The sequence below is a fragment of the Telmatobacter sp. DSM 110680 genome, assembly GCF_039994875.1.
In the GTDB taxonomy this organism is placed as follows: Bacteria; Acidobacteriota; Terriglobia; order Terriglobales; family Acidobacteriaceae; genus Telmatobacter.
Genome location: NZ_CP121196.1, coordinates 5,090,689 through 5,105,479, shown reverse-complemented (window position 1 = coordinate 5,105,479; position 14,791 = coordinate 5,090,689). Strand labels below are relative to the sequence as shown.

5 protein-coding genes are annotated in these 14,791 nt (G+C 55.5%); 3 read left to right on the top strand and 2 right to left on the bottom strand.

Translation table 11 applies throughout. The annotated features are described in order from the left end of the window. Positions 1 to 158 precede the first annotated feature (158 nt). Together P8935_RS21005 and P8935_RS21000 are read left to right on the top strand one after the other, a co-directional pair. Positions 159 to 944, top strand: a complete 786-nt coding sequence (locus tag P8935_RS21005) for a DeoR/GlpR family DNA-binding transcription regulator (RefSeq protein WP_348262271.1) — start codon at positions 159 to 161, stop codon at positions 942 to 944. Positions 945 to 1,564: 620 nt separating this feature from the next. Next, positions 1,565 to 5,011 (top strand): carboxypeptidase regulatory-like domain-containing protein, encoded by a 3,447-nt coding sequence (locus tag P8935_RS21000; protein ID WP_348262270.1) that lies wholly within the window; start codon positions 1,565 to 1,567, stop codon positions 5,009 to 5,011. A 120-nt stretch (positions 5,012 to 5,131) separates the two neighbouring features. On the opposite strand, the gene P8935_RS20995 is transcribed toward P8935_RS21000, so the two are convergent. Both P8935_RS20995 and P8935_RS20990 read right to left on the bottom strand, forming a co-directional pair. Continuing rightward, positions 5,132 to 6,313: a tetratricopeptide repeat protein gene (locus P8935_RS20995; RefSeq protein WP_348262269.1), complete on the bottom strand. Its 1,182-nt coding sequence runs from the start codon at positions 6,311 to 6,313 to the stop codon at positions 5,132 to 5,134. 21 nt (positions 6,314 to 6,334) lie between these two features. Then, entirely contained in the window at positions 6,335 to 6,964 is a 630-nt protein-coding gene (locus P8935_RS20990; RefSeq protein WP_348262268.1) for a YdeI/OmpD-associated family protein, read from the bottom strand. 299 nt (positions 6,965 to 7,263) lie between these two features. On the opposite strand from P8935_RS20990, the gene P8935_RS20985 reads away from it, so the two are divergent. Continuing rightward, entirely contained in the window at positions 7,264 to 14,541 is a 7,278-nt protein-coding gene (locus tag P8935_RS20985) for an SDR family NAD(P)-dependent oxidoreductase (protein ID WP_348262267.1), read from the top strand. The last annotated feature ends 250 nt before the right edge of the window (positions 14,542 to 14,791 follow it).

The following is a 14,791-nucleotide window of genomic DNA, read 5'->3' as shown; positions in this document are numbered from 1 at the left end:
TTTGTATTTGTGGATAGGTCTCTTTTGCCGTTGATGATCGATAGACGCTGAAACATTCAGTAATTTGGGCAAAAGGCCCCTGTATTTATTTCAAATTGACAAGAAATCTGCAAAGTTGATGCTTGACAGGCCTCCGGACGTGTAGAATCGTTCGCGTCATGCCCGACACCTTGAACGGACGCTGCGAACAGATCATCAAGTTTCTGTTGCGTGTAGGTACTGCCAGCATCGAAGAGATTCTTTCCGTCGCCGGTTCCTCGGCTCCGAGTATTCGCCGGGATCTAGCTCGCCTTGAAAATCGAGGACTTATACGCCGCACTCACGGGGGAGCAACACTCGTCGAACCTTTGCTTTACGAACCTTTTCGATATGACAGCTCATTTCTGGCGCGCGAGCAGAGATTCGCCATGGAAAAGCGTCGCATAGGCTTAGCGGCCGCTGAATTGGTCCAACCTAACGAGACTATCGGTCTTTCTGCCGGCACAACAACAACTCATATCGGCCGCAGCCTTCGTCATCGCGAGAAGATTCAGGTCATCACCAATGCGATCAATATTGGCATGGAACTCTGTAATCAGCCGGGTGTGCGGACATATCTCACAGGCGGAGTTATTCCCTGGGCCTGGTCTTTTTCTCTAACCGGCAATGCTGCACTTGAATTCCTGGACGACGTCTACATGGACAAAGTCTTCTTGAGCGTCACAGGGCTGGATGCCGAGCGAGGCGCCACGACTCTCGAAGCAGACGAAGCCCTGGTATACCGGAAGATGCTGAAGCAATCAAAGCAGGTGATTGTGGTAACCGATGCCAGTAAATTTGGCAATGTGAGTCCGGCGTTCATCTGTCCTGTCAGTGAAATCCACACCATCATCACCAGCACTGGCGCCTCACCGGAATCGCTGGCACCCTTTGAACGGCAGGGAATTCGCGTCATTCGAGCATAATTCTCAAAATTGACACAACCGGGTGGCGGATTGAAATCTGCCATTGTGTCGTCTCTGCTGCAAGTCACTCTCTTTATTGCATTTACATGTAAAGCGGCTCGCCGATAGGTGAATTTCTTTGCCGGCTCACCTCTGTCTGCGCCTCAACTTTGCAAATAAACTCATATTGATCAAAAGTCAATGGAAAATCGATTCATTATTCCAGTAAGAAGGGATTACTGATTGTTTTAGCTCTATTCGATCATTTTGTTGTTGAATTTGAATGTAGAACGTCGTATTGTCTCTCCAACGAGTAATGCCGAATGTCCCCCTATCGAAGAGATTGCACGAAAGCTATCGAGAATGGCGGGAACCAGGTGCCGGTGAGCAAATCGAGCTCTGAACGCCGGTTCCGTTTTTGCAGCACCTTGGAGGCGTAGTGCAAACAGAGAAAGCCCATCAACAAGCTACGGTTCGTTTTCATTCGATGCGCTCAGCCGCATTTCGCGGAAGCGAAGGGTGGCGACCGGTCTTTTTCGGGAATTCCAAGGGCGAATCCGTTCAAGAAGCCTCTGCTCTTGAACCCAGCCGTCGATACGCGCCTGCGTGTTGACACCACGAGATCTCAAAAGAAAGGTGTGATGGCAATGATTGACCTGAATCGGGTTCTCAATCAAAGTCTTTCATCGGCGCGTTCCAACCTCGGTGCAAGACGCTCCAAAAGTGGCGGAGGACTGAATCTGCGGCGAGCTCTGGTTGGGCTCCTCGCAGCCGTCTTCATCGTCTGTCCCCTGATCATTCGGGCGCAGGAACTTTCAGCGACTCTGAGCGGTGTAGTGACGGACAGTACCGGCGCGGTGATTCCCAAAGCGACGGTCTCCGTCACTCAAACCGCGACGAAGGCTGTCCGGACCGTGCAGTCGGACGACACCGGCAACTATGCTTTCTCCAATGTGCCCGCCGGAACCTACACTCTGAGCGCGTCCTCCGCCGGCTTCACCTCGTTCGTAGCCAAGGACGTAATCCTCAAGGTCGGTGAAGCGCGCGGGCTCAACGTCCAGCTGAAGGCTGGTGCTGCCTCCACTACGGTTACTGTCGAGGCAACCGCAGTTGCCGTAGACACGGAATCTGCGGCGCAGGCCGGGAACCTGAGCAGCGAACAGATTGAGGGACTCGAACTAGCTGGCCGCAATTTCCAGCAACTCGTCACGCTCCAGCCCGGCGTCGTAACTCAGATGGGCGACGAAACCAGCGCCGGCAACACTGCGATGTCCGTGAATGGCGCTCGCACCACTGCCAACAACTGGACCATTGACGGTGCCGACATCAACGACTCCGGTTCCAATGGCACCGTCATCAACGCGCCAAACGTCGACGCCATCCAGGAGTTCACCCTCCAGCGCGGCAACTACGACGCTGGCTACGGACGCTCCGGTGGCGGCCAGGTTCTAGTAGCCACCAAGTCCGGCGGTAGCGCATTCCATGGCGATGCCTACGAGTTTGTCCGCAATACCGCCTTCGATTCCAACGAATGGTTCAACAAGCGCACCGAGGCGGAAAACAACGAGCCCAACAAGAACCCCATCAACCACCACAACGTCTACGGCTTTACGATCGGTGGACCGGTCTTCATCCCCAAAACCTACAACACCGATAAAAAGAAAACATTCTTTTTCTATTCAGAAGAGTGGCGGAAGCTCTCGACCCCAGGCGGCGACTCCATGCCGGCAGCCTCTCAGGCGGAGTTGAGTGGTGTTGTTGCAGGCGATTTCACCAACGCTCCAGCGGGATGCGCAACGTACAACGCTATTTCCGATACCACCCAGATTTCACCCAGCTGTTACAGCAAGAACTCGCAGGTTTATCTAACCAATGTCTTTGCCAAGTTCCCAGCGAACAATTCCAGCGGAAATTACAGCTTCTCTGATTCCACGCAGAACAACTTCCGTGACGACATCGTGCGTGTCGATCACTACTTCAACGACAAGGTTCACTTCTACGCTCGCGGTATCAACGACGATATGCCGGTTGATAACCCGGAGGGCCTCTGGGCCGGGTCAAACTATCCGGGCCTTGTTAACACCCTGGTGAACTCGCCCGGCAAGAACATCGTGGGCAACCTTACGTGGACAATCAACCCCAGCGTCGTGAATGAATTCGAGTTCGTTTGGTCACAGGGCACCTATTTCTCGTCAATCAACAGCGGTCAGTTTGCCACATCGTCATCGATCAACAGCTCTCTGACTAACCAATGGTCGCCTGACCCTTATGGGAAGGTTCCCGCAGTCTCCATCATTGGCGTAACTGGCTTCAATGCCGGCTCGGCACCGTGGAAGGAGCGCAACCTCGATCGCACTTACTTCGACAACCTGTCGTTCAACTTCGGCAAGCATGCGTTCCGCACCGGGTTCGAGATTCAGCAGATGATCAAGACGGAAAACGCCGTCAACGGCGAGCCCAGCTTCAGCTTCAACTCATGGGGCGACTTTCTGGTAGGAAATGTGGCATCGTTCACACAGACCCTGCCCGACATTATTCCCGACCTGCATTTCATCAACACTGAAGCGTACTTCCAGGATGACTGGAAGGTCACGAAACGTTTCACACTCAACCTCGGCGTGCGATGGAGTCGGCTGCCGTCCGTCACCGACGTTCGGAATACGCTCTCTAATTTCGACCCGAAATACTACAGCGCGCAGCTAGCTCCGCAGATCGATCCCAGCTCCGGTAACTTCGTTGCCGGCCAATATATCAACGGTTGGCAGCTCATTCCCGCCACCTACACGAACGGCATGATCTTCCCCAAGGGACCAGAGTGCGCCGCGGCCCAGGCCGTCGCGCCCATGTCCTCCTGCTCGCCGTTTGGAGCGTATGTCAACCCCAACTACAATACCGACTTCGCTCCACGGGTCGGTTTTGCCTACGATGTATTCGGTGCCGGCAAAACGGTGGTTCGCGGCGGCTTCGGTATCTTCTATGACCGCCTGCTCGATGGCATCTGGGAACAGAACGCCTTTGCCAATCCACCGTTCGCAAAGCGCGTCACAATCGTCAACGCTCCATTTGACAACATCACCAGCGGTTCGACTTCGGTTCCTCTCGGCCCCAACGGCCTCACGGCAACTGGCAATCCTACATTCAAGGTTCCGAACTACGCCAACTACAACCTGAGCATCCAGCACCAGCTGCTGCCCAGCACCGTCCTCGAAGTTGCCTACGTTGGAAATGAGGCACGTCATCTGCTAGGCGAGTACGATGAGAACCAGCCCACAGTTGGCGCGCGTCTCGGCGTGAACTCCAACCCAAGTCTCGGGCCTGACACCAGCGTCAACTACATCCGTCCGTTCGCGGGATACGCCGGCATAGTTTCCCGTGCGCCGTTTTTCTCCAACAACTACAACTCTCTGCAGGTGAGCCTCAACCATCATTCTCATGGACTTCAGGTGGGCCTGGCTTACACCTTCTCCAAGGACCTGACTACCAACTCCTCGGACCGAAGCAACATGGCGACAGACAGCTATGACTTCTCGATCGACTACGGTCTATCCTCTTACAACCAACCGCAGACTTTCACAGCCGACTACGTCTATGACCTGCCATTCTTCAAGGGTCAGCATGGCTTTGAAGGCAAAGCTCTCGGCGGTTGGCAGGTCTCCGGAATCACATCGTTCTTCTCTGGCCAGTCGTTCTCGCTCTCGCAGCCGCACGACCCCTGGGATCCGAACGGCTTGAACGTGGGTCTGGGCATCGGTTCGCCGCGTCCAGATCAGATCGCACCGGTGCAGAAGACCAAGACCGTTGGCGCATGGTTCTCGACGTCTTCGTTTGCCCCGGCTCTTTATCACTTCGGCAGCGAAGCCAATGGTAGCCTGCTCGGACCCGGTTACAACGACTGGGATCTGGCGGCCATCAAGAACATCACGTTCCTGGAGCGCTACAACTTCCAACTCCGCGGCGAGTTCTTCAACGCCTTCAATCATGAAAGCTTCTCGGGTGTCGATAGCTCACTTGCAGACAGCAGCTTTGGACAGGTAACAAGCGGCCACTCGCCGCGTCGCATCCAACTCGGTGCGAAATTCAACTTCTAGTTCACAGATGCATCACTTTCCTGAAAAGGCCGGAGCCATCGCTCCGGCCTGTTTTTTTGACATCTGCTGACTCTGTCCCCTGTGAAGGGGAAGGGAATCGCGAAACAGCTTGGCTTGAACTTACTTTTGCACCGCCGGCTTCTGAACTCCCGAAGCATCCTTCCCGCCCGGAATCGTCGACATGATCTTCAGCAGCCTGTCATCCTCTGCCTTGTTTAACCCGCTCGCCTTGTCGAACTCCACCTTGGCCTGTGATGTCATCCCCATCGATCGATAAAGGCGCGCCAGCCTGTAATGAGCGTTAACATTCTTCGGCGCCAGCTTCACGGCGGTCTCAAACTCAGCTTTTGCGTCCTGCTTCCGATCCTCGTCCGCATATACGATGCCGAGGTCTACGTGCTGCATCGCAATGTCAGGATCGGTCTTCTCAATCTTCTCCAGCAGAAGCCGCGCCTCGTCCATCTGGTTCATCTGCATCCTCGCATCGGCCAGGTAGAGCATCGCTTGCACATGATGAGGATCGTTCGCAATCTCGGCCTGAAACTCCTGCGCTGCCTCGGGATACTGTCCCTTCTTCCACAGAAGATAGCCCAATCCGAAGTGCACATTCGGTTCTTTTGGACCCACCGCAATTGCTGAGCGAAACTCCCGAAGTGCGCCTTCAGGATCTTTCATCTCGTCCAGCGCTTCGCCTACCAGCATGTCAGCCTCGGCCGACTCCGCATTCAGCGCGATCAGCCGATGATACGCATCTACGACGCAGGGATACCGATGCGCCAAGAGGCAACTGTGCGCCAGCGTCAGCAGCAGTGTCAGGTTTTCTGGATCGTTCTTCGACGCTTCCTGCAAAAGCGGAGACGCATTTGCAAAATCCTCCAAGCCATAATGCGACATCCCGATAAGAAGCGTCAGGCGCTGATCTGTCGGCTGCGCTTTTAGCAGCGGGTCCAGATATGTAATCGCTCCTCGATAGTCTCCAGCCTTGAATAGCGCAATTCCCAGATTCAGCCGTAATCCCGGCATGCTGGGATTCAGCACCATCGCGCGCTTGTAGAACTTGATTGCCTCGGCGTAGTGTTCCTGTTTCGACTCGATCAGCCCCATGTGCGCGAGCGGTTCGGGATTCGTCGGATACTGCTTAGCGAGCGCGCTCCATGCTGTTTCTGCCTCAGCCAGTTTTCCTTCTCGCTCCAGCGAAAATGCGACCTGCCCGGGATTAGTCTGTGCGAGCGCAGTGGTGGTTATCGCTGCGATTGCCATCGCGGTGGCGAAGAATCCATGTTGGATGTGAATTGATTTCACCTTAACCAGCTTTGTGCCTGATCAGCAGTTCTGATATTTCCAGTTTCTCTGTTTACCTTCGGCGATCCACTCCACCGCAGTTCTGATGCGCTGCTCGCGGGTCTCCGGCCGCTTTGCATCGGCGATCCATTCCACGTATTCGCGTTTACAACTTGGACTGAACGCCTCAAAAACGACAGAGGCTTTCTTGTTCTTCTTAAGCGCGTTTGAAAACTCCGGCGGGGCTTCCGGAGCGGGCTTCGGCGCCTTAACAACCTTGCGTCTTGCCGCGATTGGACTGGTGTAATTGCCACTCTCAATGAGCTTGGATGCTTCTCGAATCCAGCCCAACATTGCTTTGTCTGAAGGCAGGTCTTTCAGGCTGGCAATCTTCCCCAGCGAGCCCATCGCTCCGTCCCGCACCGCGTCAGCCTTGCGCAACACGGCGCCAATTTCTTCGCCCCAGAACCCAAAGCTGCAGTGGTTCTTGAAAGCCGCCATGTGACACAGGATTGATCCGCGATACTCAAAAAAAGGATGGCTCCACTTGATCGTCTCTTCAACGCCTGGACATCCTTTATGCAGCAATTCACGTAAATGCGACAAAATCGGCTGCGCAAAGGGTTGAGACTTGGCGATATATGCGTCCATTTTCGGTTCGGTTTGTGCCATTCGCGTGAAACTTCCTCCGTTCGCGGAGTTCCGAAAACCTCATAGTTGTTATCGCAGTGTAAGCAGTCTACTGCGAACCGTGTTGACATTCCAAGTGGCAGGCGCCGCTATATACGGACGATCTGAACGATGACTCAGCAGGTTACTTGAAAAGCGAATCGTGGCCCCTGCCGGGAGAAAAGCCACTGGTCGCGTGCGCGTTGAGTAATCTCTCTCCCCGTTAACTCGGTTACAATCAGTCGCCACTCCAAATTGCAAAACCAGCGTGCCGTTGCGCGATAAGGGGCGAACGCGATCTGATGAACGAACCGCTTGCCATTATAGGGATTGGCTGCCGCTTTCCCGGCAGTGCGAATTCGCCCCAGGCATTCTGGGAGATGCTTTGCGCCGGAACGGATGCCATACGCGAAATCCCTCCGGACCGCTGGAGCATTCCCGCGCACTACGACCCCGCGCCCGGTCGAGATGGAAAGTCTGTCTCCCGATGGGGCGGATTCGTCGACAACATCGACCTTTTCGATCCAGGCTTCTTCGGCATATCTGCCCGCGAAGCAGATGCGATTGATCCACAGCAGCGGCTACTTCTTGAGGTAAGCTGGGAGGCCATTGAAGACGCTGGGCTGCCCCTCGAAGACATCCGCGGCTCGTCGACCGGAGTTTTCGTCGGTATCTCGACCTCCGACTATGGCGTACTTCAAAATGAAGGGGGCGGTCGTACTATGGCGGATGTCTACTCCGCCACTGGATCCACATTCAGCATCTCTGCGAATCGCATCTCCTATTGTTTCGACCTGCATGGACCCAGTCTCGCTATTGATACCGCTTGCTCATCCGCGCTCACTGCGTGCCACGTCGCCTGCGAGAGCATATGGCGCGGCGACTGTTCTATGGCCATTGTCGGCGGCGTCAATGCTCTTCTGAGCCAAAGCACGTTTTTTGCATTCAGCCGAATGTCGATGCTTTCCCCGGATGGGCGATGCAAGGCATTCGCAGCGGGTGCCAACGGATTCGTCCGCGCTGAAGGCGCCGGGGCCATCCTCCTTAAACCGCTCTCAGCAGCGCAGGCGTCGGGCGACCGAATCTACGCTGTCATCCGATCCACCGCCGCCAACCAGGATGGCCGCACTAACGGAATCACAGTGCCAAGCCAGCAGGCTCAACAGGACCTCATCCGTCAGGCATGCGTCAATGCCGGACTTGAAGCCTCAGAGGTTGCGTATGTTGAAGCCCATGGCACCGGGACCGCCATCGGCGATCCCATCGAAGCCGCTGCGCTCAGTTCCGCACTCTGCGTCAACAGGAAAGGCCCTTGCCTCATCGGATCGGTGAAAACCAACATCGGCCATCTTGAATCTGCCTCCGGTGTTGCCAGCCTCATTAAAGTCGCTCTCATCCTCAAACATCACATCATCCCTCCAAGCCTCCATTTCAAAAAACCGAATCCAAGCATCGACTTCAAGAACCTCAACCTCCGCGTTGTCGACCGTCTGCAATCTTTTCCGCGCAACTCGCATCCCCTTCTTGCGGGCATCAACTCCTTTGGTTTTGGAGGGGCAAACGCGCATGTCATTCTTGAGGCCGCGCCTTCGCAAAGGGTGCCCAAGTCAGGGCGACTTCATAAGCCGTTCATTCTTCCCATCTCTGCCCACACCTCCGAAGCCCTCTTGGCTGCTACATCCAACTATCGCGCCCTGCTACAGCAACCGGCGACCGATGTCCGGTCAATCTGCGCCGCTGCCGCCACGCGGCGTTCACATCTAACGCATCGTTTCTGCTTTGTGGGCGGCTCACGTAAAGAACTGCTGAATCGTCTGGATGCATGTCTCGCCGGGGAAAGAGCGTTATCCGGAGTTACCACCGGAGCTGAAAAATCCGGTCCGGCCTTTGTCTTCTCCGGCCAAGGCACTCAATGGTGGGCGATGGGCCGTCAGCTTCTGACCCATAATGCAGTCTTCCGCCAAAAGATCGAAGAGTGCGACGCCTTATTTCGCGAATTCGGGAACTGGTCTTTGCTCAAAGAACTTGCACGCGATCGAAGTTCCTCAAGAATGAATCGGACCGAGATCGCTCAGCCTTCCATCTTCGCCCTGCAGGTCGCACTCGCGGCTCTGTGGCATTCGTATGGAGTCGCGCCTTCAGCTGTTGTCGGTCACAGTGTTGGCGAAGTCGCTGCCGCCCACGTAGCAGGTGTCCTCACTCTTCGCGAAGCTGCACGTGTAATCTTTCATCGCGGACGGGCAATGGGCGCTGTCTCCGATACGGGAAGAATGCTCGCCGCCAGCCTGAATGCAACGCAGGCACATGACCTCGCTACCAAATACCGTGGCGAAGTTGAAGTGGCAGCCTTTAACGGCCCAACTTCGATCACATTCTCTGGTGATCCCGCATCACTCGTTCACATCGCGCGAGAACTTGACGAACGAGGTGTCTTCAACCGCCTCTTGAACGTCAACTACGCCTTTCACAGTTACCAGATGGATCCCGTTAGGCGTGACCTGCTTCGTGCTCTTGGCAAAATCCAAACATCACTTGCGCAAATCACGTTCTACTCAACGGTTACTGGCAAAATTACGAATGGCCGGGAGATGACAGCCGATTATTGGTGGCGAAATGTCCGCGAGCCAGTCCGTTTTAATGACGCTATCGCCGGGCTGATCGCAGGTGGACATACGCACTTTCTCGAACTCAGCGCGCACCCCGCGTTAACCGTGGCGGTTGCTGAAACTCTCGCCCAATCCGAGTCCCCAGGTAACGTCGCTTGCTCTCTTCGTCGCAACGAGCCTGACACCAGAGCTATCTTTGAGAATCTCGCCGCTCTCTATCGGTCGGGTTTGCCAATTTCCTGGAAGAAAGTCTTTCCCGGCGCATGCAAAGATATTTCTCTTCCTCTTTTTCCTTGGCAACGGGAGCGCCACTGGAACGAGCCATCGTCGAGTCGCTCGGTGCGTCTCGATGCACCCACTCATCCCTTCCTCACCGTCAAACACGACTCCGCAACGCTCGCCTGGCATACTCGCCTCGATCTCGATGAGAATTCATGGCTCAAGGATCACCGTATCGAGAACCACATTGTGTTTCCAGGAGCCGGCTATATTGAAGCTGCCCTCGGCGTCGGCGCAAACCTGTTTTCGCCCCGTCAGTTTGAGATTGAAGATGTCGAATTCCTTCGCGCTCTCCATCTGCCGGAGGGCAAAGATCCAGTCGAGTTGCAGTCTAGCTTCACTCAGTTGGACTCAGCTGTGACTTTCTCCAGCCGGGATAGTTCGCCAGGTGCGGATTGGAATCGCAACGCCGCCGCAAAGATCAGGGCTCGCGTTGAAGCCGTACATCGTTCGCTTGATCTGAAACGCATCAAGGCAAATCTGCCTGAGCACCTATCTACTAAGGAGGTCTACGCTACTTCTGCACGACGCGGGCTCTTTTATGGCCCCATGTTTCAAACCATCGATTCGGTATGGAGGAAAGACGGCGAAGCTCTTGGAAGGGTCCGCCTTCCGTCTGCTCTCATTTCTTCTGCAGCCAAGTTCCATTTTCATCCCAGTCTTCTTGACGGATGCTTTCAACTCGCCATGATTTCTGCTCCACCGTCGGGTGACAGCATCACATTTGTGCCCGTACGGATCGATCGGATCACCGTTTTTGCCCCGCCGGGACCTGTGGTCTTTTGCCACGCGACCCTCGCTCACGCCAGCCTTCTTTCCCCTGTTTTGAACTTCAAAATTACTGATTCAGCGGGACACGTCCTGATGGAGGTCGACGGTTACCACGCCCAGGCGGTCCGGGGACACACAGCTTCCGCCCAAAACGCACCTGAAAACTGGCTGTATCAAACCCGCTGGATCGAAAAGTCAGACAAGCCCCAAAAGTCTGAGAAGGCGAGAGCCAAGACTACCTCTGCACGTTCGCTAACAGGAACATGGCTGATTCTCGCCGACCGCTCCGGCGTTGCCACCAGTCTCGCAGCGATGCTGAAACGCAAAGGCGCATCCTCCCGCATGCTCTATATGGATGATTTGGTCCGCAATGCGAAAGAGGAAAGCGACGACGTCCACGCACATCTCCAGTCTCAATTGCAAAAGCACTTGGCCGGTCCTGATGCGACAAGCTTCGCAGGCATTCTTCATCTATGGAGCGTGGATATACCCAACGATCCGAACCTTGACGCGCAAGCGATGCTCGCCTCTCAAGATTCTGGAGCGCATAGTGCGTTGCACCTTGTGCAGGCCATGGAACCTTGTCCATCTCCGCCCCCCTTATGGCTGATCACGCGACAAGCGCAGTGCGTCCTTCCTTCGGATACACTTTGCGTCGCCCAGTCGCCTCTGCTTGGTCTGGGTCGCACCATCATGTCGGAGCTTCCTCGTCTCGCATGCCATCTCGTCGACGTCGACTTCGAGAAACCAGCCAGCGCTGCAAGATGCCTGCTACGCGAATTACAGACAGATGATCGCGAGTCCGAGGTCGCATGGCGCGGCGACATCCGATTTGCCAGTCGCTTTTCTCCTACGCGACTCGAAATCCATCCTCCCCGGGTGCCTCCATCTACGAATGCGGCCTATCGCTTGGACCTGCCCCTCTCCGGTGTCATGGATGACCTGGCTCTCAACGAAGTCTTCCGCCGCAAGCCGGGTCGAGGTGAAGTAGAGGTTGAAATACATGCCGCCGCCCTCAATTTTCGCGACGTGATGAAGTTGCTCGGTGTCTATCCAATCGAGTCAGATCGCGACATCTTCATTGGTGACGAGTGCGCAGGACGTATCGTTGCCCTGGGCGCCGGTGTTCGAAGTTTCAAAGTCGGTGACAAAGTGATCGCGTGCGGTGCCGGCTGTTTTGCATCGCATCTCACCCTCCCTGCGTCGTTTGTTCTTCCGAAGCCATCGCGTGTGAATTACGAGCAGGCGGCCACTATTCCTGTTGCTTTCATGACAGCCTGGTATGCCCTTCACAATCTCGCCAGAATCCAGCGCGGCGAGAAGATTCTCATTCATGCAGCGACCGGTGGCGTCGGCCTTGCCGCTATCCAGATTGCGCAGCTGGCGGGAGCGGAGGTATTTGCGACCGCAGGCAGCCAGGAGAAGAGAAACTGGCTGCGTCGGCAAGGCATCCGGCACGTCATGGACTCGCGCACGACCACCTTCGCACGAGAAATCAGCCGTGTCACAAAGGGCGCAGGCGTCGATGTCGTGCTCAACTCGCTTTCAGGCGAAGCCATCACAAAGGGACTTTCCATCCTCGCGCCGGGTGGACGCTTTCTCGAAATCGGCAAGCGCGATATCTACGCCAACACCGCCATCGGCCTTCGTCCTCTGCGCAACAACGTTTCCATGTTCGTAATCGATATGGGACAGGTGATGGCTACACAACCCCGAACGGTCCAGGTTCTTCTTCTCACCGTGTTAAAGCTGTTTCGCGAGGGAAGTCTTCGTCCGTTGCCACACCAGTCTCTGCCTATCTCTCGCGCCCCTGCTGCATTTCGCCTCATGGCGCAGGCAAAGCACATGGGCAAGATTATTCTCACCACTCAGGACGCCCACGCTGCTCCGCTCCGTATGCCGCCGGTCCGGCCGATCGCCTTTTCATCCAAAGCTTCCTACCTTATTACTGGAGGCTTGGGCGGCTTCGGCCTCTCAGTAGCCAAATGGCTCGTTGCCAACGGAGCGAGACATCTGGTGCTCTGCGGGATCACAGGCGCAGTCACTCCCGAAGCCAAGCAAGTCATCGCGCGATTGCGCAGGCTCGGCGCGCAGATCCTCATCATCAAGGCAGATGTTTCCAACCCCGGCGACGTTGCAAACATGCTTGCAAAGATCAAGCTCGAAATGCCGCCCATCCGTGGCGTCTTTCACGCAGCCATGGTGCTCGACGACGGCATCCTTACCCACCTCAACGTCGTTCGATTCAGGAGCGTACTCGCTCCGAAGGCCATCGGTGCGTGGAACCTTCACACTGCGCTCGCCAAGGTTCACCTTGATCACTTCGTTTTGTTTTCTTCCATCAGCGCTCTCATCGGCACTCCCGGCCAGGGCAACTACGCCGCGGCCAACAGTTTTCTGGACGCCCTCGCGCATCATCGGCGCTCTCTTGGGTTGCCTGCACTCTCCATCAATTGGGGAGCGCTGGGCCAGGTCGGAATTCTCGCGCGTAATTCCACGCTCGCAAAGCAATTGTCGTCGAGTGGGCTCTATCCTTTCTCTCCAGAGCAAGCCACCGAAATGCTTGGCAAACTGCTGCAGCGCAACATCACGCAGATCGGCTTCGTGCATGCCGATTGGCAAAAATTGTTCGGCAAAAAAGTCGGTTCTCCGGTCTCGCCCCGTTTTTCCGATGTCGTTGTCTCGACTCTCCTCGACAACTCCGCCACGAATGAAGACTACCGTTCAATCCTTCTGGCTGCATCTGCCGAGGAACGGCGGTCGCTCGTGCTTGATCTCGTGCGCGAATGCGTCGCGAAAGTCCTTCGAACTGCGCCCGCAAAACTAGATACCGCCCGGCCACTTCGAGAGATGGGGCTCGATTCGCTGATGGCCTTCGAACTTCTCAATCGCCTACAAACAAGGATCGGAGCTTCTCTTCCCAACAGCAAGATGTCGGCCAATTCCTCCATCGAAAGCCTTTCTTTGATTGTTCTCGATACCCTTGGGGTTGCTCCGACTCTCTCCAAGGCAGGGAAGCCGATTCGCACCGTGCCCAGCACCAACGACGATCGGATTGCGCCCGAACAGCAAATCATTCCCTACCGCAGCAATGGCACCGGCACCCCCATCTTCCTCATCCATCCGGCGGGAGGACGGACCAGCATCTACGAGGATTTAGCAGCGAAGCTCTCCCAACACTCGCCCGTTTATGCGATTCAGTCGCGATTGTTGTCCGGCGCATCGGAAGAATATACAGAACTTAAAGAGTTGGCTCGGGATTATGCTGCGATGATCATGCAACAACAGCCCGAGGGTGCTATATGCCTCGCTGGCTTTTCTGCCGGAGGAATCTTTGCACTCGCAACCGGCCGCGAACTGGAGAGCAGCGGCCGCAAACTCTCACTCCTATCCATGATCGAAACACCCCTTGCCATGCTGGATCCAAATTGCACGCGCTTATCGATTCTCAGGAGCCTGATCGTTGAGGTCTACGACCATCTCATTGCCGGACTGCCCGCATCTCACCAACGCCAATCCCGCGGTCTCTCCGCTTCCATCCTCAAGCTCGCGCAGCGTATCCTGCGGACGCGTTCTGAACCCGCGCGCGTCCAGCAAATTCTTGATTTTCTGGTTGAGCGGGGGCTGCTTGCAGGTAAGGATGTAGATTCCGAAATGCGAAGATTTTTTGCAGCCTTTGTGCGTCACTCTATCCTGATTGAACAGGCGAAGATCCAGCCGGTTGAAGCCCCGGTCTTTCTTTGGCGCGCGCAGCAAAGCGGGCTGAGCAAATCGACTGTTAGCCCCCGAATCTGCGCACAAATCACGCGTGGCTCGTTTCAGCAGGAATTTCTAAACGGGCGCCATTTTGAATTGATGCATCCGCCCCTTGTCGACGCTTTAGCGCAAAAGTTGCACGCGGTGCTCGCGGCTTCGCTCGAGTAGCACACGCTGCGGCTCCTCAAAGGTTTTCAAAAAGCGATAGGCCGAATTGAACAAAAGTATCCTGTTTAACTCTCGTTTTGCCGTGATAAGCTCATCTGAAATTCGGGGGCGTCCATCACATCTAGACTGAAGCTGGCACCTAAGCATACAGGGCATTATCACAGGGGTATTTGGGATCGGATTTCGTGACTCCGAGGTGATGATGGGTAATGTCAGGATGGGCGACTATTCGCCCACATGATCTACTTCA

Excerpts from the sequence above, each read along its gene's own strand:
- P8935_RS21005 (WP_348262271.1), top strand. The coding sequence starts at position 159 with ATGCCCGACACCTTGAACGGACGCTGCGAACAGATCATCAAGTTTCTG.
- P8935_RS21000 (WP_348262270.1), top strand. The coding sequence starts at position 1,565 with ATGGCAATGATTGACCTGAATCGGGTTCTCAATCAAAGTCTTTCATCG.
- P8935_RS20990 (WP_348262268.1), bottom strand. The coding sequence starts at position 6,964 with ATGGCACAAACCGAACCGAAAATGGACGCATATATCGCCAAGTCTCAA.
- P8935_RS20985 (WP_348262267.1), top strand. The coding sequence starts at position 7,264 with ATGAACGAACCGCTTGCCATTATAGGGATTGGCTGCCGCTTTCCCGGC.